The organism is Streptomyces zingiberis, from assembly GCF_012034935.1.
In the GTDB taxonomy this organism is placed as follows: Bacteria; Actinomycetota; Actinomycetes; order Streptomycetales; family Streptomycetaceae; genus Streptomyces; species Streptomyces zingiberis.
In genome coordinates this window covers 21963-41265 of record NZ_JAATEN010000026.1, presented here as the reverse complement: position 1 = coordinate 41265, position 19303 = coordinate 21963, and the positions used below count along the sequence as shown (strand labels likewise).

The window sequence follows — 19303 nt, the reverse complement described above, 5'->3', positions numbered from 1 at the left end:
CGCCTTCCCGCTCGCGTCCCCCGGTGACGCAGAATGGCCGGGTGCTGGAGATGACGCGTGAGGAGTTCGAGGAACTGGTCGCCGAGGCGCTGGACCGGGTCCCGCCCGAGCTGACCCGGCTCATGGACAACGTCGCGGTCTTCGTGGAGGACGAGCCGCCGCCGGAGGACCCGGAGCTGCTCGGGATCTACGAGGGGACGCCCCTCACGGAACGGGGTGAGTGGTACGCGGGTGTGCTGCCGGACCGGATCACCATCTACCGGGGGCCGACGCTCCGGATGTGCGGCAGCCGGGAGGAGGTCGTCGCCGAGACCGAGGTCACGGTCGTCCACGAGATCGCCCACCACTTCGGCATCGACGACGAACGGCTGCACGCCCTGGGCTACGGATGAGCCCGGCGCCCGGTGACGGCGGGGAGAGGGGGGCGGAGGGAGATCCCGTAGCCGGACAAGCCGGAGGGGCCGGAGGGGCCGGAGAAACCGGAGACTCCACAGGGGCCACAGGGGCCACAGGAGCCGGTGGCCCCCGGCCGCCGGACGAGCGGACCGTGCCGGGCGGAGCGCCCGGCGGTGCGGCCGGCGGTGCGGCCGGTGGGTCCGGTGCGCCCGGCTCCGGCGCCCGTGGTGGCGGCCCGGGCGCGCGGGGGAGCGGTGACGGATCGGCCGGGGACCCGCGCCCCGTCGACCCCGACGTCGATCTGCACGTCCCCGCGCAGCGGGCCGAGGGCGCGGGCCGGGCGCTGGCCGGCACGCTCGCCGTGGTCGCCGTGGGCGGCGCGCTCGGCGGCTGCGCCCGCTACGGGCTGACGCTCGCCTGGCCGGTGGCGCGGGACGCGGGTCCGTGGCCGGTGCTCGCCGTCAACGCGGCGGGCAGCGCGCTCATCGGCGTGGTGATGGTGCTGCTCGCGGAGCGGCCCGGGGCGGACCGGCGCCCGCTGCTCCGCCCCTTTCTCGGCACCGGTGTGCTGGGCGGTTTCACCACCTTCTCGACCTACGCCGCCGACGTCGTCGGCCTGCTGGAACGGGGCGAGACCTGGACGGCGCTCGGGTGCGCCGCCGGTACGCCCGCGGCGGCGCTCGGCGCCGTGTGGGCGGCGGCCACCCTGACCCGCCGGGCGATGGCCCCGGCCGGCGGCGGAGACGACGGCGCACACGGGAGCGGAGACGGCGGCGGAGGTGCGGCCGGGGACGGGGCCGGAGGCCGTGGCGCCGGCCACCGGACCCGCGGGGGAGGGGGCGGCCCGCCGTCACGCCCGGCGGGGTCGGCGGAGCGGTCCCAGCGGCCCCAGCGGCCACAGCCATCACCACGGCGCCGGCCCCAGCCACCACAGCCGCCGCGGAAGGGGGCCGGGCCATGAACTGGCTGCTGGTCGCGGTCGGCGCCGCCGTCGGCGCGCCGCTGCGCTATCTCACCGACCGGGCCGTGCAGGCGCGCCATGAGACCGAGTTCCCCTGGGGCACGGTCACCGTCAACCTGGTGGGCAGCCTCGCACTGGGGCTGATCACCGGGGCCGCGGCGGCGGGCACCGGCTCCGCCGGGACGGGACTGCTGCTCGGGACGGGGCTGTGCGGGGCGCTGACCACCTACTCGACGTTCTCCTACGAGACGCTGCGGCTGGCGGAGCGGGGGCGCGGGGCGCTCGCCGCCGCCAACCTCCTGGGCTCGACGGTGGCCGGGCTGGGAGCGTTCGCGTCGGCCTCGTGGGCGGCGGAGCGGCTGGTGGGCTGAGCGGCCGGTGGGCCCGGGCTTTCCGCCCGGACGCGCCCCCGCCGGGGGCGCGTCCGGGCGGAACTTCCGCGGGTCCCGTTTCCGGGGGCGTGTCCTGGGCGGCGCGGGTGGAGTTGAGCAGTCCGGTCCGCCCCTACCGCACCCGGAGGTGCCCGCCCGTGTGCCCGCTCCCCGTACGTCCTGCCCGGCACCCGTCCCGCCGCTCCCCGGCCGGTGAACCCCTCCGGACGCCTGGCGGGGCCGCTCCCACGCCCGGCGACCGCTCGCGGGACGGGGCCGCCTGGGCGGACGGGACCGGTGGGGCCGCCGGGGTTGCCGGTGAGCGTGTCCGCGCCGCCGGGGGTGAGGGACCGGACGCCGCCGGCCCCGTCCCCTCCGTCGGCCCTGCCCCCTCCCCCGGGGTGTCTTCGGCGGACCCTGCCGTGGGTTTCCGGGCGGACGCTCCGGGGGCGCCCGTGACCGGAGCGCGCGGGGCCGGTCCCCTTCCCGTTCCCGGTGGACGATCGCTCCGCGGGCGATCAGGCGCCGGGACAGCCCGCACGGCCGCCGGTTCGCGCGGGCCGTTGCGCGTGGCGGCGGTGGCCCTCGCGGTGGCCGCGGTCTCCGGCTGCATGAACGTCAGCGACCGGAACGAGCCGCCGGAACCGTCCGGTTCGGCCGGACAGCGCGATCCCGGCGCCGGTGAGCGCCCCGGCGGCGGAGACCACGGCGAACAGCCGTACGGCACGGACGGTGCGGCGGGCGCGCCGGAGGGCGAGGAGGGCGAGGACGGCAAGGGCCGCGGCGAGGGCGACCGCAAGGGGGCCCACCGGGAGAAGGGCGCGCGCCCCGGGGACCGGGACGCCCGCCCGGGCAAGGGCGGCGGAGGACGGCGCGACTCCGGGCGCGCGGACCCGGGGGAGGACACCGGCGGCGGCCGGGAGACGGGCGGAGACGGCCGCGGCGGGGATGGTCCGCGGCCCACGCGCCGGCCGGGGGGTGACGGCGGACCGAGCCGTCCCGATCCCGATCCGGAACCACCGGCGCCGGAACCGGAGCCCCAGCCCTCGACCCCGCCGCCGGCGCCGACGAGTGAGCCGCCCGGCCCCTCCTCCGCCCCGGGTGGCGCCTCGTCCGCGACCGTGCGGGAATCCGGGCGGGAGCCGCGGCGGGAACCGGAGCCGGGAGCCGCGCCGGCGGAGTCGCGGGCCACACCGTCGGGCTGACCCGGCGGAGCCGGCGCGCCGAGGTGCCCGAGGTGACCGAGGTGCCCGAGGCAGCAGTCTCCCTCCGCAACCGGCTTTCCACGGGCGCCGGTTGGCCCGGCCGGGGTCGCGGCGGCCTGTGATCCGGTTCCGGTACGGGCCGGCCGCGACTCCCCGCGGGCGTCCGGTACGCTGGACGGAGCGCGGCGCAGACGCCGCGATCTCACACGAGCAATCTCAGTCCACCCGGCCGGCTGTCAACAGCGCCCCGAGACCTCCCGCCGAAGCGATTTGCGCTTCGGGGTCACGGATGCGTAAAGTGGCGGGTCGTTTGATCCCATTTGCCCGGCGCAACGGCGTCGCCTCGACACGCGAGGTGGCGGAAGCGCCGCGAGGCGCGTTCCTGTACCGAACCGTGGCTGACCGCATAGAGGCGGGCGTATGCACACACGGAGTCTGGGCGCGTGCCGAGATTCCGGAAGGTTTTGCATTTCGCATGTCCATTTCTGCCACTGACCCTGCCGTCATGCCCGGCGAGACCGAGCCCGCGGCCACGGCCGACGCCCCCGTGAGCGACGTCACGTCCGTCACTACGGACCCCACCGTCCCGGCGGGCGGCGCCCGTGACGAATCCCGGGACGGCCAGGACGCCCGGGCCACCGAGCGCACCGAGGCCACCGAGGACACGAAGGCCACCGAGGCCGCCCAGGCCACCGAGTCCGCCGAGACCACCGAGCAGGCCGCCCCCGGCGTCACCTTCGGCGACCTCGGCCTCGCCGAGCCGATCGTCCGCAAGCTGGCCCAGAACGGCGTCACCGTGCCGTTCCCGATCCAGGCCGCCACCATCCCCGACGCCCTGGCCGGCAAGGACATCCTCGGCCGTGGCCGCACCGGCTCCGGCAAGACGCTCTCCTTCGGGCTGCCCCTGCTGACCCGGCTGGCCGGCGGTTCCACGGCGCGCAAGCGCCCCCGCGGCCTGATCCTCACCCCCACCCGTGAGCTCGCGATGCAGGTGGCGGACGCGCTCCAGCCCTACGGCGACGTGCTCGGCCTCAAGATGAAGGTCGTCTGCGGCGGTACCTCGATGGGCAACCAGATCTACGCCCTGGAGCGCGGTGTCGACATCCTCGTCGCCACCCCCGGCCGGCTGCGCGACATCATCGACCGCGGCGCCGCCTCGCTGGACGAGGTGGAGGTCGCCGTCCTCGACGAGGCCGACCAGATGGCCGACATGGGCTTCCTGCCCGAGGTCACCGAGATCCTCGACCTGGTGCCGGCCGGCGGGCAGCGGCTGCTGTTCTCGGCCACGCTGGAGAACGAGATCGACTCCCTCGTCAAGCGCTACCTGGTCGACCCGGTGACGCACGAGGTGGACGCGGCCCAGGGCGCCGTGTCGACCATGAGCCACCACGTCCTCATCGTGAAGCCGAAGGACAAGGCGCCGGTCACGGCCGCGATCGCCGCCCGAAAGGGCCGCACGATCATCTTCGTCCGGACGCAGATGGGCGCCGACCGCGTCGCCGAGCAGCTCGTCGACGCCGGGGTCCGCGCGGACGCGCTGCACGGCGGCATGACGCAGGGCGCGCGCACCCGCACGCTCGCCGACTTCAAGGACGGCCACGTCAACTGCCTGGTGGCCACGGACGTCGCCGCGCGCGGCATCCACGTGGACGACGTCGACCTGGTCCTCAACGTGGACCCGGCGGGCGACCACAAGGACTACCTGCACCGCTCCGGCCGGACCGCGCGGGCGGGCCGCAGTGGCACCGTCGTCTCGCTGGCCCTGCCGCACCAGCGGCGGCAGATGTTCCGCCTGATGGAGGACGCGGGCGTGGACGCCGCGCGGCACAACGTCGCCGGCGCCGGAGTGTTCGACGAGGACCTGGCCCGGATCACGGGCGCGCGCTCGCTGACCGAGGTGCAGGCCGAGTCGGCCGGCAACTCCGCCAAGCAGGCCGAGCGCGAGGTCCAGGACCTCACCCGGGAGCTGGAGCGGGCGCAGCGCCGCGCGAGCGAGCTGCGCTCGGAGGCCGACCGGCTGGTGGCCCGCGCCGCGCGCGAGCGGGGCGAGGACCCGGAGGCCGCGGTGGCGGCCGTCGCGGAGGCCGCTGTCGCCGAGGCCGCGGCGGAGGCCGCCGAGGCCGCGGTGTCCGTGCCGGCGCAGGCCACGGGCGCGGGCGACCACCGCGACAGCCGCGGCGGGGACCGCCGTGAGCGCGGTGACCGGCGTGACGACCGCCCGGGCGGTTTCGGCGGCGGCCACGGCCGTGACCGGCGCGACGACCGTCCGTCCGGCTTCGGCCGCGACCGGCGTGACGACCGCCGGGACGACCGTCGCGGCGGCGACCGCTTCGGCTCCGGTTCGCAGGGCTCCGGCTCGCACGGCGGTGGCTTCCGCCGGGACGACCGCCCGTCCGGGTTCAGCCGTGACCGGCGGGACGAGCGGCCCTCGGGTTTCGGCCGTGACCGTCGCGACGAGCGCCCGTCCGGCTTCGGCCGGGACCGCCGTGACGACCGCCCCGGCTTCCGCCGGGACGACCGCCCGTCCGGGTTCAGCCGTGACCGGCGTGACGAGCGCCCCTCGGGTTTCGGCCGTGACCGTCGCGACGAGCGCCCGTCCGGCTTCGGCCGGGACCGCCGTGACGACCGCCCGGGCTTCGGCTCCGGCCGCCCGCACGAGCGGCGCGACGGTGGCCACCGCGGTGGCGACCGCCCGCACAACCGTGACCGCCGCGACGACCGGCCCTTCGGCCGGGACGACCGCCCGGCCCGCCGCGAGGAGCACCGCGGCGGCAGCGCCACCGGCGGCCGCTCCTTCGACCGCCGCGCCGACAAGCCCCGCTGGCGGCGCAACGGCTGACCGCCACCGGCGGTGGTGAACCGCACCACTGCCGACGGTGAACCGCATGGCCCGGGGCCCGTACGCCACAACGCGTACGGGCCCCGCGGCAGTTGGGCGAAGACCGCCCGGGCAGCGCGACCCGCCGGGGCGGCACGGCCCCGTAGGGCCCGCCCGCCGCGCGTCCCGGGCCGCCGGCCCCTGCCGCCCCGGCCCGCGCGGTCGCACGGACGGGGGGATACCCCATCGGTCCGTGGCACGCGGAGGGCTATGCTCGGGTGTGCACGACCGAGGGCCGTTAGCTCAATTGGCAGAGCAGTGGACTTTTAATCCATTGGTTGTGGGTTCGAGTCCCACACGGCCTACCGGTGGCGGGAGAGGGGAACGGCCTCTCACCTGCTACGCGGCGCCCGGGCCGGCTTCGGCCGATCCGGGCGCCGCTTCGTTCGCGTGCCGCTGTGTGCGTGGTGCGTGAGCCCCTGTGCTCTGGCCGCGTCCGTCGTGGCTCGTGCGAGCGGCCCCGTTCGGCCACACGACGTCCACGGGGATGCCTGCCGCCCGGGCTTCGAGAACGGTGTCGGCGGTGCCGCCGCCCTTGCCGGCCGGGGGCTCGCCGTCCCATACGGCGACGAGTCGGTCGGCGCGTTCGATGAGGACGGTGTTGGCGGCCTCGTACGCCTTCCGGTCGGCGGCCTCGTGGGGAAGGATCAGAACGTCGGCAGCGGCGTCGACGAGGCGGTCGAAGAGCCGGGAGTGGCCGGGCTTGACCTTGTTCTGACGGTAGTCCCGGGACGGGATGACGACGATCAGGCGTCCCCCGGCGGCGAGGACGGCCTCGGCGAACAGGGAGTCGGCACCTTTGGCGATGCAGGAGACGCCGACGAGCTCACCGTCGTCGGAGTAGTGCCTGAGCAGGTCGTCCAGGGCGGTACGGACCAGAGGGACGCTGTCCTCGGTCAGGTCCATGTGCCCGGTCACCGAGATGGTGGTCATGGTCGTCGTTCTCCTTCTCAGGCCGACAGCAGATCGCGGATCCTGTCGCGGACCTCGCGTACGGGACGGGCCGCGCCGTTGCCCACGGTGTACGGGTACAGCGGGACGGGCGGCGGAGGCAGTGGACCGGAGCCACCCCTCCGGTGGACCGGGCAAGGCGGTGCCGTTGGTGCCGGTCCCGGCCGGAGCGCGGGGCGCCGCGTGTCGGTCCCTCACGGGACAGCTCCTCGTCGGGTGGCAGCCGGGCCCACTGTGGCACCCGGGCGCGCCAGTCTGCCTGGGCGTGCGCGGTATCCCGTTCCACTCGCTTCAGCCCGGGAGGAATTCATGACCACTCACGCCGTTCGCCTGGAGATCGCCGGGGTCACCGTCACCGTGGTCTCGCCGGACGGGGCCGTCACCGACTGGACCGCTCGGTACATCGGGCCGTGGTGGAACGCGGCCGGAGTCGCACCGGAGCCTGTCCGGGCCGGTCCGCTGCTCACCGCGAGCGTGGACCGGGAGGCATACGACGCCGCGGCCCTGGAGGTGACGCGGGCCCCGCACATCAGCACCCATTACGCGCGGGAGCAGATGCTCCTGTCCACTGATGACCCTTCCGGGATGGTCCAGGGACTCACGCCCGGGAGCGCGCTCGCCTACCGGTCGGATCCGGGCGCGGGGGCCCTGGAGATCATCGGGTGCCGCACGGAGGACGTCGCCACGGCGGCCGCCCGGCTGGCCCGGGAGATGGTCCGGGGAGTCCTCCTGCGGGACGGATGGTCCGTGCTGCACGCCTCCGCCGTTGTTCACGACGGCCGGGTCGTCCTCACTCTCGGGGAGAAGGGCGCGGGCAAGACGACGACGGCCCTGGCCCTGGCCGACCGGTACGGGCTCGGGCTGCTGGCGAATGACCGGGTGTTCGTCCGGGCGGCCCGTGAGGGCGGCGGGGTGGACGTCCTGCCGTGGCCGTCCGCCGCCGCGCTCGGCCTCGGTCTCCTGGACGCCCTCGGCTGGTTCGACATCGCCCGGGTGAGGCTGGAGGGCGGGGAGGCGCTGCATCCCACGCAGGACGCCCGGGTCACCGAGGCGCTCCTCTCCGGCCGGATGAAACCGCTCCGGGAGGGCGGGAAGGAGCTCAAGGCGCAGGTCTTCCCGGACCAGTTCACCCGGTGGTTCGGGCTCACCCTGGCTACGGGCGGGCAGGCCGCGGCGCTGGTGTACCCGCGCGTGGAGCAGGGGGCCGTCCCGGCCGTGGAGGACCGCGGCCGGGCCCTGAGGGAGGGGGATTTCCTGAGCGGGGCGACGGAGGACCGCTACCCGGACGTGTTCGCCGTGGCGCGGGTGGACGGCGGCGGGGCGCCCGCGGCGCGGCGGGAGGTCGCCCGGCGCCTGGCCACGCTGCCACACCACTGCGTGGTCCTGGGGCATGACGTGCGCGCGAACGCGGACTTCCTGGCGAAGTTGACCGGCTGCGCGTAGTACGGGTGTGGGCATGGGACGGACCCGGTCTCCAGGGGTGACATCAGATGTTCGATGACTACGGCGTCGGAGGCCTTCCTGCCGGGCCACCGGCCCGTGGTGGCCGGCCGGTGGTGGCCGGCCGGTGGAAAACCCGTGGTGCGCCGGTGCCCCGTCGTTCTACGCTCCCGCCATGGAACTCCGTCAGATCTACGGCTGAGAGCCGCCGGGGCCGTGTCCCCGGCCGCTTCCGCATCCCGGTGCGGCGTCCCCGAGGCCCCTGGCCGCCGGGCGCCCCGGCCTGGCGTGTGCCGGCCCACCGGGTTCTCCGCCCCTGCCGCCGTAGACCTGAGATGAGTGATCCATGAACTCCCGTTCCCGTGCCCGCGCCCATGTGGCGATGATCGGCATTCCCGCGGTCAGCCATGTCCTCCCAAGCCTGGAGGTCATCCGCGAACTGGTGGCCCGCGGCCACCGGGTGAGTTACGCCAACGACCCGTCCGTGACCGAGCTGGTCACCTCCGCGGGGGCCGAACTCGTGCCGTACACCTCCACCCTGCCGACCTCCGACAACGACTGGCCCGCGGACCCGATCGGCGCCATGGGCGTCTTCCTCGACGACTCGATCCAGGCGCTGCCGCAGTTGCGCGCCCACTACGACGCGGACCCCGCCGACGTCTACCTCTACGACATCGGTTCGTTCGCCGCCCGTGCGCTCGCCGAGGTGCAGGGCCGCCCCCTGGTGCAGCTCTCGCCCACCTTCGTGGCCTGGAAGGGCTACGAGGAGGAGGTGGCCGCCGAGCTCTGGCGGCTGCCCGGCGCGGACGCGTTCCGCGCGCGGTTCGCGGCCTGGCTGCGGGGGTGCGGGGCGGTCACCACGGACGTGGGTGACTTCTCCGGCCGGCCGCCGCGTGTCCTGGCGCTGATCCCGCGGGCCATGCAGCCCTGCGCGGACCGGGTCGACCCCGACGTGGTGACCTTCGTCGGTCCGTGTCTCGGTTCCCGCGCCGACCAGGGCGGCTGGACCCGTCCGGCCGGTGCGGAGAAGGTGCTGCTGATCTCCCTGGGCTCGGCCTACACCCGGCAGCCGGAGTTCTACCGCCGGTGCCTCGCGGCCTTCGGTGACCTGCCCGGCTGGCATGTCGTCCTCCAGATCGGGAAGTACACCGACCTGGACGAGCTGGGCGCGATACCGGCCTCTGTGGAGGTGCACCGCTGGGTGCCCCAACTGGCCGTCCTGGAGCAGGCCGACGCCTTCGTCACCCATGCCGGGATGGGCGGCAGCAGCGAGGGCCTCCACACCGGCACCCCGATGATCGCCGTGCCGCAGGGCGCCGAACAGCCCGCCAACGCCGACCGGCTCGTGCAGCTGGGCGTGGCCCGGCGCGTCGACACGGCGGACGCCACCCCCGAGGTGCTGCGGACCACGCTCGTGGAGCTGGCGGCGGACCCGGAGGTGGCCCGGCGCTGCGCCGAACTGCGCGCGGAGACGCGCGCCGAGGGCGGCACCTCGCGCGCGGCGGACCTCATCGAGGGCGTCATCGGCCGCTGACGGTGTGCCGGTTCCCCGCCTCTTCCCGGGGCGGGGAACCGGTGGTCTCCGCCGCCGGTGCCGGTGGCCCGTCCGCGCCGCTCGGGGGTGGACGCGGCCCGCCGCCCGGCCACGTGATCGGCGCCGGAACCCCCGGCCGGGCGACCTGGGAGGCCATCGCCGCGCGGACCCGGCCGGGCGTACCGCCCCGTGCGCCCGCCCGGCCCGGCCCGGGGATAACCAGCTGGAGCGGGGGCAGTTGGACACTCGGCGGGCGGAACCGCGAGAGTGTCCGCCCGGGGACGACCGCTCCGGAGTTCACCGGCCGGGATGAGGCAGGACGACGACATGAACCGACTGATCGGCCGGGTCTGGCACGCGCTCCGGGGCCCGCTCCAGCGGCGCGTGGTGTGGCTCGCCCACGCGAAGTTCACCGCCGGGGTGACCGGGGTCGTCCGGGACGACGCGGGGCGCTACCTGCTGCTCCGCCACCGGCTGTGGTCCGGGAGTCGCCCGTGGGGGCTGCCGACCGGATGCGCCCGGAACGGGGAGGACTTCCGGGACACCGTCGTCCGCGAGGTGCGCGAGGAGACCGGCCTGGAGGTCGAGGTGGGCGCGCTCATCCGGCTGCGCAGCGGTTTCGAACTGCGGATGGAGGTCGCGTACGAGGCGACCGTGGTCGGCGGCGAGCTGGAGATCGACCCGCTGGAGGTGCTGGAGGCGCGGTGGTGCACCGCGGACGAACTGCCGGAAGGGCTCCAGGAGTCACACCGGGAGCTGATCCAGGGGACCATGCCGACCGCCTGACCCCGCCGCACCTCGTCGTGGCGCGGGCCGCGCCACGCGGCCGTCCCCGCGCAGCCGCCCCCGCACTCCCGCGTGGACCCTGGCCCGTCGGCCGGGACGGGTACGGCGGCCGGGCCGTTGCGGCGGGATGGGAACGGCGGACGAGGACCCGGGACCCGGAATGGGAGATAATCGCAACCTTCTTGCAACAACAGCCCCGGTGCAATAATGCCCGCATGACGACCGGACGCATACGCAGGGCCGCCCTCGCGGCAGTACTGGCCACCGGGATCGCCGCCTGTTCCGCGCCCGGGGGCGGGGGCGAGGGCGGGAACGGCGGCTCCGCAGACGCGGTCGTGATCGGGGTCTCCTCCGAGCCGGACACCCTCAGCCCGCTGCTCGGCTACGGCAAGGACGGGAACTCCAAGCTCTTCGACGGTCTGCTCGCCCGCGCCGCTGACATGAAGCTCAGGCCCGCCCTCGCCACGGAACTCCCCGAGGTCTCCGAGGACGGCCTGACCTACACCTTCACCCTCCGCAAGGGCGTGAAGTTCAGCGACGGCGAGCCGTTCACCGCCGCCGATGTCGTCTTCACCTACCGCACGGTCCTCGACGAGAAGACCAACAACCCGTCCAGAAGCGAACTGGACGCGATCGACGACGTGCGGGCCGAGGGCGACCACACGGTCGTCTTCACCCTGAAGTACCCCTACGCCCCGTTCGCCGCGCGCACCGTGCTGCCGATCGTCCCCGAACACGCCGCCGGCGGGCAGGACCCCAACACCGGTTCGTTCAACACCGAGCCCGTCGGCACCGGCCCGTACACCCTGGCCGGCTGGTCCAAGGGCGAGAAGGTCACCTTCCGCGCCAACCCGGACTACTGGGGCGGGGAGCCGGAGGTGGCGAAGGTCACCGTGGCGATCGTCGCCGACGACGACGTCCGCGCCACCCGGCTGCGCTCCGGCGACCTCGACGGCGCCGTCCTCCCGCCCGACCTCGCCGCCACCTTCGCCGGCGACGGCGCCCGGAAGACCCACGAGGCGGAGTCCTACGACTTCCGCGCCGTCACCCTCCCCACCGGGAACCCCGTCACCGGCGACCGCGCCGTCCGCCGCGCCCTCGACGCCGCCGTGGACCGCGCGGCCATGGTAGAGACGATCCTGGACGGCGCGGGGCACCCGGCGTACGGCCCGCTGCCCCGCCGCGACCCGTGGTTCGACCGCTCCACCGAACGGCCGCGGGACCTCGGCGGGGCGAAGCGGATCCTGGACCGCGCCGGCTGGAAGCCCGGCAAGGACGGCATCCGCGTCAAGGACGGCCGCCGGGCCGCCTTCACCCTGCTCACGCCCTCCGGGGACAAGGTCCGCCAGGACCACGCCCTCGCCTACGCCTCCGACGCCAAGGAGGCCGGCATCGCGGTGACGGTGGAGAGCGCGACCTGGGAGGTCATCGAGCCCCGGATGAAGGACGACGCGGTGCTCGCCGGCTTCGGCTCCGCCGGCGATCCCGACTTCGCCCTCTTCACGCTCCTGCACTCCTCGCTCGCCGGCGACGGCTTCAACAACATGGCCCGCTACGACAACGCGGAGGTGGACGAGGCCCTGGAGACCGGCCGCCGCACCCGCGACCGGGACGAGCGCGAGGACGCCTACGACACCGTGCAGCGCGCCCTGAAGGACGACCCCGGCTACACCTTCCTCACCCACATCGACCACCTCTACGTCCTCGCGGACCGGTGGGACGGCCTGACGACCCAGGTCGAGCCGCACGAACACGGGTTCGCCAGCGGTCCCTGGTGGAACGTCGAGGACTGGCGGCCCACGTCGTGAGACCCGCCGCCCTGCCCTGGGGAGGGATGGCGCGGCTGACGGGACGGCGGCTGCTGTTCGCCGCCCCCGTGCTGCTCGTCGTCACCTTCGGCGTCTTCGCGATCGCCGCCGCCTCCCCGTTCGACCCCGTGAAGGCGTACGCGGGCACCGCCGCCCTCGGCGCCGACCAGCAGACCCTGGACCGGCTGGCGGCCAACCTCGGGGTGGAGGGGCCGTTCACGCAGCGCTGGTGGCACTGGCTGACCTCCGCGCTCGGCGGCGACCTGGGCTGGTCCCCGGTGATGCGGCAGCCGGTGGCGCAGGTCATCGGGGAGCGGCTGGTGTGGTCGGCGCTGCTGTGCGCGGTCGCCTTCGCCGCCGCCGTGGTGGCCGGCACGGTACTGGGGCTGCTCGCGGCCCGCCGGCCCGGATCGATGACCGACCGCGCCGTCACCTCCCTCTCCTACGTCCTGGAGGCCGCGCCGGTCTTCTGGATCGCCCTCCTCGCGCTCTGGCTGTTCGCCCTGGAGTGGGGCGCGCTGCCCGCCGGAGGGCTCACCGACACCGGCAGCGACGCGGTCACCCTCGCCGGAACCCTCCGGCATCTGGCGCTGCCCGCCGGAGTACTGGCCCTCTCCCAGCTGCCCTGGTTCGCCCTCTACGTACGCCAGGGCGTCGGCGACGCGCTGGCGGAGGACCCGGTGCGCGGCGCCCGCGCCCGCGGCCTCGCCGAACGCACCGTGCTGCTCGGCCACGCCCTGCGCTCCGGGCTGCTGCCGGTGCTGACCCTGATCGGCTCCCGCGTGCCCGAACTGATCACCGGCGCGCTGCTGGTGGAGACCGTCTTCAGCTGGCCGGGCATCGCCGCGGCCACCGTACGGGCCGCCACCTCCGTCGACTTCCCGCTGCTCGCCGCCCTCACCACCCTGGCCACCGCCGCCGTCCTCGTCGGCAACCTCCTCGCCGATCTGCTGTACGGCCTGTTCGATCCCAGGGTGAACCTCGATGACATGTGACCCCCGGGCCGGTTCCCCGGCCGATCCCGCGCCGGGCTCCCCGGTTGCCACGCCGGCCGATCCCGTACCGGGCTCCCCGGCCGCCACCCCGGCCGGTGCCGCTGCCCCTCCCGCCGACGTTTCCGCCGCCGGTGCCGCGGCCGTTTCGGCCGCCGGTGGCACGGCCGGGTCCGGCGCCCCGGCCCGGCCGGCCCCGTGGTCGCGCGCCGGCCGCCGCTCGCGCCGCCGCTCGCGCGCCCTGCGCGTCCGCACCTCCGCCGCTGTGCTGACGGTGACCGTCCTCGCCGTCCTGCTGGTGCCGCCACTGGCCCAGCTCGACCAGCAGGCCGTCGACCTCGCCGCCGCGCTGCGGCCGCCGGGGCCGGCACACCCGTTCGGCACCGACGACGTCGGCCGGGATCTGCTGCTGCGCTGCGTCTACGGGCTGCGGGTCTCGCTGCTCGTCGGCGTCACGGCGGCGCTCGCGGCCACGGTGATCGGCACCGCCGTGGGCGCCGTCGCCGGAGCGCTGGGCGGCTGGGTGGACCGCGGCCTGATGCGGGTGGTCGACGCGCTCGCGTCCGTCCCGCACCTGCTGCTCGGCATCTTCATCGTGGCGATGTTCCGGCCGGGCGTCTGGCCGGTGATCCTCTCGGTCGCGGTGACGCACTGGCTCTCCACCGCGCGGATCGTCCGCGCCGAGGTGCTCTCCCTGCGCTCGCGCCCGTACGTCGACGCGGCCGTCAGCGGCGGCGCCTCCCGGGCCCGGGTCCTGTTCCGGCATCTGCTGCCGGCGGTCCTGCCGCAGGCCGCGCTGGCCGCGGTGCTGATGGTCCCGCACGCCATGTGGCACGAGTCGGCGCTCTCCTTCCTCGGACTGGGGCTGCCCACGCATCTGGCGAGCCTCGGCAACCTGATCCAGGACGCGCGGGGCCCCCTGCTCGCCGGGCACTGGTGGCCGGCGCTCTTCCCCGGCCTCTTCCTCGTCGTCCCCACGCTCGCCGTCGCCGGGCTTGCCGGGGCCTGGCGGGAGCGGATCAACCCGCGCCGCCGATCGGAGCTGATGCTGTGAGCACCGGGAAGTCAGTGAGGACCGGGAAATCCGGGCAGCCGGGATATTCCGGGCAGTCGGGGCAGCCGGGGCAGCTCGGGCAGCCGGGCCGGCCGGGGCAGCCCGGGCAGCCCGGCGGTCCTGCCCCCGTCGTGGGAGCCGCCGCGACGGCCGAGGGCACAGCACCCGGGGCGGCCGGGCCGGGCACCGTACTGTCGGTGCGCGGGCTCTCGGTGCGTTTCCGGCTGGCCCGGGGGCGCCGGGTCGACGCCGTCACGGACGTGAACCTCGACGTGGCGGCGGGCGAGTGCCTGGTGCTGGTCGGGGAGAGCGGCTGTGGCAAGTCCGTCCTCGCCTCGGCCCTGCTGGGCCTGGTGCCGGCCAACGCGGAGACCGCCGGTTCCGCCCGGATCGCCGGCCTTGACCTGCTCACCGCCGACGAGCGGACCCTCGCGCGCCGGGTCCGGGGCCGGCTGGTGGGCCTCGTCCCGCAGAGCCCGGCCGCGCACCTCACCCCGGTCCGCACCATCCGCTCCCAGCTGGAGGAGACCGTCGCCGAACTGGCGGCCGTGCGCGGCCGTACGGCGCTGCGGGCCGCCGCCGAGGCCGCCGCCGCGCGGGCCGCGTTCCCGGCCGACCACCTCGATCGCCATCCCCACCAGCTCTCCGGAGGCCTCGCGCAGCGCGCCGCCACGGCCCTCGCGCTCGTCGGGGACGCGCCGCTGCTGCTCGCCGACGAGCCGACCACGGGGCTCGACCGGGACCTGGTGGACCGGACCGTCGACGAGCTCCGCCGCCATGTGGCCGGGACGGGGGCGGCGGCGGGGGCGGGGACGGAAACCGGACCGGCGCCGGACAGCGGAGGCCGGGACGGCGGGGCCGGACGGCGCCACGCTGCCGCCCGCGGAGGCGGGGGCCCCGGACAGGGCGGCGACGGCGATGCCGCGGGCCGCGGCGGCGGTCGCGAGGCGGCGGCCTGGCGGCGCGGCCCCGGCGGCCCGTCCGGGCGGGCGCTGCTGATGATCACCCACGATCTGGCGGCGGCCGAACGCATCGCCGACCGGGTCGCCGTCATGTACGCGGGCCGGATCGTCGAACTCGCCGACGCCACCGCGTTCTTCGGCACCCCCGGACCCCGCCACCCCTACAGCCGCGGGCTCCTGCGGGCCCTCCCCGACCGGGATTTCGTCCCCATCCCCGGCACACCACCGGAACTCGGCGACCTCCCCGCCGGGTGCGCCTTCGCCCCGCGGTGCGACCGTGCGACCGGGCTGTGCGCCACCCCTCCGCCGGTCACCGGCGGGCTCGCCTGCCATCACCCCTTCCCCGGCCCCGGCCCCGGTCCCGGCCCCGGCGGGATGGCGACGGAGACCGTCCCGGCCACGCCGGACCCGGAGGACGCCCATGCTTGAGCTCCGCTCCGTCACCGCCGGCCACGAGCGCCACGCGCCCGTGGTGCGGGACGTGTCGCTGACCGTCGCCGCGGGTGAGGCCGTCGGCCTGCTCGGCCCCAGCGGCTGCGGCAAGTCCACCCTCGCCCGCGTGGTCGCCCTGCTGCACCGCCCCGTCTCCGGCACCCTGCTGCTGGACGGCGAGCCCGTGCGGCGCTGGCGGCACCGGGCACCGCGCGCGCTGCGCACGAGCTTCGGCGTCGTCTTCCAGCAGCCCCGGCTCGCCGCGGATCCCCGGCTGACACTCGCCGATCTGATCGCCGAACCGCTGCGGGCCACGGGACGCGGGGCGGAGGTCCCCGCGCGCACGGCCGAACTGGTGGAGGCCGTCGGCCTCACCCCGGACCTGCTGGTGAGGCGACCGCACGAGGTCAGCGACGGGCAGTTGCAGCGTGCCTGTCTCGCGCGCGCCCTCGCGCCGCGCCCCCGGCTGCTGGTGTGCGACGAGATGACGGCGATGCTGGACGCGTCCACCACGGCCGCGCTGGTGGCGGCGGTGGAGCGGTACCGCCGGGGCACGGGCGCGGCCCTGCTGGCCGTCGGCCACGACCGCACGCTGCTGGAACGGTGGTGTGACCGCACGGTTCACTGGGACGAACTCCGTGGCTCACCGGCACCGGAAGGGGGCACGGAGCGGGCGGCGGCATGCCGGTGATGTGGTGGTGCGGTGGTGCCCTGGTGACGGTGGTGCGCGAAGTGCAGCCGGGGTGCGTGATGTCCAGGACCGTCTGAGGCCGGGTGGCTCGGGGGGAGACCGTGGGCGGATGCCTGGGCACGTATCGGCGGGCCGCCGCCGTGCTCGGCACCGTCGCCGCGCTCGGTGCCGCCGACCGCCGGGGCCACCGCCGGTCCTGCCCCCGGTCGTTCCGCCGGCTGCCCGGCTGCCCGGCTGCCCGGCTGCCCGGCTGCCCGGCTGCCCACCTGCCAGGCCGCCCGGCCGCCCGGCCGCCCCGGATGTCCGGAGGCTGTCCGCCGCACCCTCCGGACGGCCGGCCTCGTCCCGGCCGCGGGGGTCCGTCCGACCGCCGGACTCGTCCCCCGTGCAGGGGCGGTCCGCGCCCCGCGCGTTCCGTGGGCCGAGGGTGGTCCGGAAAGCCGCCCGTACGCCGGTTCCCCACTTCCCCCACGGCCGCGATTTTTCCGGCTTGACCTTTACGTAACGTCAACTTCTAACGTTGTCCTTGCCGGGCGAGAGAGCCCGGAGGTGGTCATGGCTCGTGATACGGGCAGCAAGGGGGAATCCGTGATGGAGTGGTCGATTCAGGACGTCGCGCGTCAGGCGGGGACCACCAGCAGGACGCTGCGTCACTACGGGGAGATCGGCCTGCTGCCGCCCAGCCGGGTCGGTGACAACGGCTACCGCTACTACGACCGGTCCGCGCTGATCCGGTTGCAGCGGATTCTGCTCCTGCGGGAGCTGGGGCTCGGGCTGCCCGCCATCGCGGAGGTGCTGGCCGGCCAGCGTGACGAGTCCGCCGCGCTCCGCACCCATCTGCGCCTGCTGGAGCAGGAGCGGGACCGGATCGGGCGGCAGATCGAGTCCGTACGGACCACCTTGCGCAAGACGGAGGAAGGAGAGGACCTGATGGCCGAGGAGATATTCGACGGCTTCGACCACACCCGTTACGAGGAGGAGGTGGTCGAGCGCTGGGGGCGCGACGCCTACGACAGCGCGGACCGCTGGTGGCGTTCGCTGGGGGAGGAGGAGCGGAAGACGCTCCAGCGGCGCGAGGCGGACATCGCGGGTGACTACGGCCGTGCGGCCGGCTCCGGCGTCTCCCCGTCCGGCGAAGAGGCCCAGGAGATCACTCGGCGCCATTACACATGGCTGTCCGAGGCGGGCACGCCCCCTTCGAAGGAGTACTTCACCGGGCTGGCCGAGATGTATGTGGCCGATCCGCGCTTCACCGTCCACTACGACCGGTACGGCGAGGGCACGGCGGAGTTCGTCCGGGACGCCATGAAGGTCTACGCCGAGCGGCACCTCGGCGACTGACGCGTGGCCGGAGCGTGGCGCCGACGGGGATCACCGTGGCTGTCCCGGCTGTCCCGAAGGAATCCCTCGGAAAGCGGGACTCCCGGAGGGGAGAACAGCGCCCTCAGAAACCGCCGCCCCCGCCGAAGTCCCCTCCGCCGCCGAAGCCGCCTCCGTCGAAACCACCCCCGAAGCCGCCGCCTCCGCCGAAGTCGCCGCCGAAGTCACCGGCGTCGAAGTCCGAGCCGGTGACGTCGCCTCCCTCGGGCCCGGCCCCGCCGTCACCGCCGAAGCCGCCGGCGCCGTAGGCGTACGGGGCGAAGGCCATGTTGCCGAGCAGGGTGCCCGCCAGGAGACCGGGCAGCAGCGCTCCGCCGAAGTAACCCCCGGCCCAGGGGCCGTAGGCCGGTCCGGCCTCCCAGTACGGGCGCCGTCCGTCGGCGGTCTCGACGGTCCGGGCCATGGGCTCGTGGCCGTCCGCGAGCCGTGCCGCGTCCGCCGCGCAGACCGGGACGGAGCGGGGTGTGCCGCCCTCGGGCCGCCACTCGGCGTCCTCGACGGACGGGCCGTGGCGGGGGTCGAAGAAACACGGCGGTCTGCGGTCGGGCAGCGGGGTGCCGGAGCGCCGGGCCTCCAGGGTGGCCAGGGCGAAGCGGCCGTCCTCCAGCGCCTCGGTGACCCGGCGGATGTCCTCCGGTCGCCGTGCCCGGCCGAGCGAGGCCTTGGCGTTCTCGTAGGAGTCCAGCGCCCGGGAGAAGTCCTCGCGCATCGCGTCGCCGGTCTCCGGCGCGCTGGGGTCGAAGCCGATCCGGTCCAGTTCCTCGCCGAAGGAGGTGATGTCCTCGTCCACCAGCGGCCGCACCGTCTCCAGCTCGGCTCGCTCGCGCTGCTCGCGCCGGACCCGCCGGCGCCGGGACACGGTGAGGCCCGCGGCCGTCCCGGCCAGGACCAGCGCGCCCACGGTGACCAGGGTGACGACCCCGGAGACGGAGCCGCCCCCGCCGCCCCCGCCGCTCCACGAGCCGGGCGCCTCCCCCCGTGCCTGCCCGACGGCCTGGCCGACGAAGTCGTCCAGCAGCGCGGGGGTGTCCGTGCCGTGCGACCGCTCGACCGCGCCGGTCAGATTGGCCACCGCGTTCCGTGACATCACGGAGCGGTCGGCGCCCGCGTCGAAGCGGTCGCCGAGGACGACCGCGTAGACCCCGGCGACGCCGGTCCGGGTCCGCAGGTCCTGGAGCAGGGTGCCGGGGTCGAAGGCCGGGTCCTCCGGCAGCACGGCGACGAACACCGGCTTGCCCGCTTCCTCGATCGTGTCGGTCAGCGCCTTGGCGTCCGCTTCGGAGAGCCGGCCGGCGGCGCGCGGGTCCACATGGACCGGGCCCTCGCGCAGGGATTCCGCCACGGTGCCGAGCCCGTCCGCCGCGCGCGCCCCGGGGGCGAGCATCCCGGCGGCGATCAGCAGGACGGCCAGCAGGGCCGGTATCAGCCCGAGCACGGGACGGTGCGAAGTGCTCCTCATGCC

14 protein-coding genes, 1 tRNA gene and 2 pseudogenes are annotated in these 19303 nt (G+C 75.7%); 15 read left to right on the top strand and 2 right to left on the bottom strand.

Annotated features, from left to right (window positions below; genetic code table 11):
* Nucleotides 1–41: 41 nt before the first annotated feature.
* The 6 genes and pseudogenes from HCK00_RS24250 (at nt 42) to HCK00_RS24225 (ending at nt 6116) form a co-directional block, all read left to right on the top strand.
* Complete coding sequence (locus HCK00_RS24250; protein ID WP_311765463.1) at nt 42–392, top strand: metallopeptidase family protein; 351 nt, start codon at nt 42–44, stop codon at nt 390–392.
* A 305-nt stretch (nt 393–697) separates the two neighbouring features.
* Nucleotides 698–1120, top strand: a pseudogene (locus tag HCK00_RS28000) (fluoride efflux transporter FluC); the annotation flags it as partial.
* 233 nt (nt 1121–1353) lie between these two features.
* A complete protein-coding gene (gene crcB / locus HCK00_RS24240) occupies nt 1354–1728 on the top strand; it encodes a fluoride efflux transporter CrcB (protein ID WP_168104171.1) in 375 nt (124 codons plus the stop codon).
* Between the two features lie 611 nt (nt 1729–2339).
* On the top strand, nt 2340–2933 hold the full coding sequence (locus HCK00_RS24235; RefSeq protein WP_206320862.1) for a hypothetical protein: 594 nt from the start codon (nt 2340–2342) through the stop codon (nt 2931–2933).
* A 505-nt stretch (nt 2934–3438) separates the two neighbouring features.
* A complete protein-coding gene (locus tag HCK00_RS24230) occupies nt 3439–5772 on the top strand; it encodes a DEAD/DEAH box helicase (protein ID WP_206320861.1) in 2334 nt (777 codons plus the stop codon).
* Nucleotides 5773–6043: 271 nt separating this feature from the next.
* Nucleotides 6044–6116, top strand: a tRNA-Lys gene (locus tag HCK00_RS24225).
* Between the two features lie 145 nt (nt 6117–6261).
* Here the strand turns inward: HCK00_RS24225 and HCK00_RS24220 are convergent.
* A pseudogene (locus HCK00_RS24220) lies at nt 6262–6744 on the bottom strand (hypothetical protein); the annotation flags it as partial.
* Between the two features lie 327 nt (nt 6745–7071).
* Here HCK00_RS24220 and HCK00_RS24215 point away from each other — a divergent pair.
* The 9 genes from HCK00_RS24215 to HCK00_RS24175 all read left to right on the top strand — a co-directional run bounded on the left by HCK00_RS24215 (nt 7072) and on the right by HCK00_RS24175 (nt 17802).
* Complete coding sequence (locus tag HCK00_RS24215) at nt 7072–8205, top strand: phosphoenolpyruvate carboxykinase (ATP) (protein ID WP_168104168.1); 1134 nt, start codon at nt 7072–7074, stop codon at nt 8203–8205.
* 343 nt (nt 8206–8548) lie between these two features.
* The gene (locus HCK00_RS24210; protein WP_168104167.1) at nt 8549–9736 is read left to right on the top strand and encodes a macrolide family glycosyltransferase; all 1188 of its coding nucleotides are present in this window, start codon (nt 8549–8551) and stop codon (nt 9734–9736) included.
* 327 nt (nt 9737–10063) lie between these two features.
* Nucleotides 10064–10522, top strand: a complete 459-nt coding sequence (locus HCK00_RS24205; RefSeq protein WP_168104166.1) for an NUDIX domain-containing protein — start codon at nt 10064–10066, stop codon at nt 10520–10522.
* A gap of 215 nt (nt 10523–10737) precedes the next feature.
* Nucleotides 10738–12330, top strand: coding sequence for an ABC transporter substrate-binding protein (locus HCK00_RS24200; protein ID WP_168104165.1), 1593 nt, complete (start codon nt 10738–10740; stop codon nt 12328–12330).
* Between the two features lie 26 nt (nt 12331–12356).
* A complete protein-coding gene (locus HCK00_RS24195; RefSeq protein ID WP_168104164.1) occupies nt 12357–13325 on the top strand; it encodes an ABC transporter permease in 969 nt (322 codons plus the stop codon).
* 238 nt (nt 13326–13563) lie between these two features.
* On the top strand, nt 13564–14376 hold the full coding sequence (locus HCK00_RS24190) for an ABC transporter permease (RefSeq protein WP_168104203.1): 813 nt from the start codon (nt 13564–13566) through the stop codon (nt 14374–14376).
* A gap of 131 nt (nt 14377–14507) precedes the next feature.
* Nucleotides 14508–15767 carry an ABC transporter ATP-binding protein gene (locus tag HCK00_RS24185; RefSeq protein WP_168104163.1) on the top strand — a complete coding sequence of 420 codons (1260 nt, stop codon included), beginning with the start codon at nt 14508–14510 and terminating at the stop codon, nt 15765–15767.
* On the top strand, nt 15760–16461 hold the full coding sequence (locus HCK00_RS24180; protein WP_168104162.1) for an ABC transporter ATP-binding protein: 702 nt from the start codon (nt 15760–15762) through the stop codon (nt 16459–16461). The genes HCK00_RS24185 and HCK00_RS24180 overlap by 8 nt, the downstream gene beginning before the upstream one ends.
* A 591-nt stretch (nt 16462–17052) precedes the next feature.
* Nucleotides 17053–17802, top strand: coding sequence for a MerR family transcriptional regulator (locus HCK00_RS24175; protein ID WP_168104202.1), 750 nt, complete (start codon nt 17053–17055; stop codon nt 17800–17802).
* A gap of 103 nt (nt 17803–17905) precedes the next feature.
* Here HCK00_RS24175 and HCK00_RS24170 read toward each other — a convergent pair whose 3' ends face one another.
* Nucleotides 17906–19300, bottom strand: a complete 1395-nt coding sequence (locus HCK00_RS24170; RefSeq protein WP_168104161.1) for a hypothetical protein — start codon at nt 19298–19300, stop codon at nt 17906–17908.
* Nucleotides 19301–19303 lie beyond the last annotated feature (3 nt).

Excerpts from the sequence above, each read along its gene's own strand:
- crcB (WP_168104171.1), top strand. The coding sequence starts at position 1,354 with ATGAACTGGCTGCTGGTCGCGGTCGGCGCCGCCGTCGGCGCGCCGCTG.
- HCK00_RS24235 (WP_206320862.1), top strand. The coding sequence starts at position 2,340 with ATGAACGTCAGCGACCGGAACGAGCCGCCGGAACCGTCCGGTTCGGCC.
- HCK00_RS24230 (WP_206320861.1), top strand. The coding sequence starts at position 3,439 with ATGCCCGGCGAGACCGAGCCCGCGGCCACGGCCGACGCCCCCGTGAGC.
- HCK00_RS24215 (WP_168104168.1), top strand. The coding sequence starts at position 7,072 with ATGACCACTCACGCCGTTCGCCTGGAGATCGCCGGGGTCACCGTCACC.
- HCK00_RS24210 (WP_168104167.1), top strand. The coding sequence starts at position 8,549 with ATGAACTCCCGTTCCCGTGCCCGCGCCCATGTGGCGATGATCGGCATT.
- HCK00_RS24205 (WP_168104166.1), top strand. The coding sequence starts at position 10,064 with ATGAACCGACTGATCGGCCGGGTCTGGCACGCGCTCCGGGGCCCGCTC.
- HCK00_RS24200 (WP_168104165.1), top strand. The coding sequence starts at position 10,738 with ATGACGACCGGACGCATACGCAGGGCCGCCCTCGCGGCAGTACTGGCC.
- HCK00_RS24195 (WP_168104164.1), top strand. The coding sequence starts at position 12,357 with ATGGCGCGGCTGACGGGACGGCGGCTGCTGTTCGCCGCCCCCGTGCTG.
- HCK00_RS24180 (WP_168104162.1), top strand. The coding sequence starts at position 15,760 with ATGCTTGAGCTCCGCTCCGTCACCGCCGGCCACGAGCGCCACGCGCCC.
- HCK00_RS24175 (WP_168104202.1), top strand. The coding sequence starts at position 17,053 with ATGGAGTGGTCGATTCAGGACGTCGCGCGTCAGGCGGGGACCACCAGC.
- HCK00_RS24170 (WP_168104161.1), bottom strand. The coding sequence starts at position 19,300 with ATGAGGAGCACTTCGCACCGTCCCGTGCTCGGGCTGATACCGGCCCTG.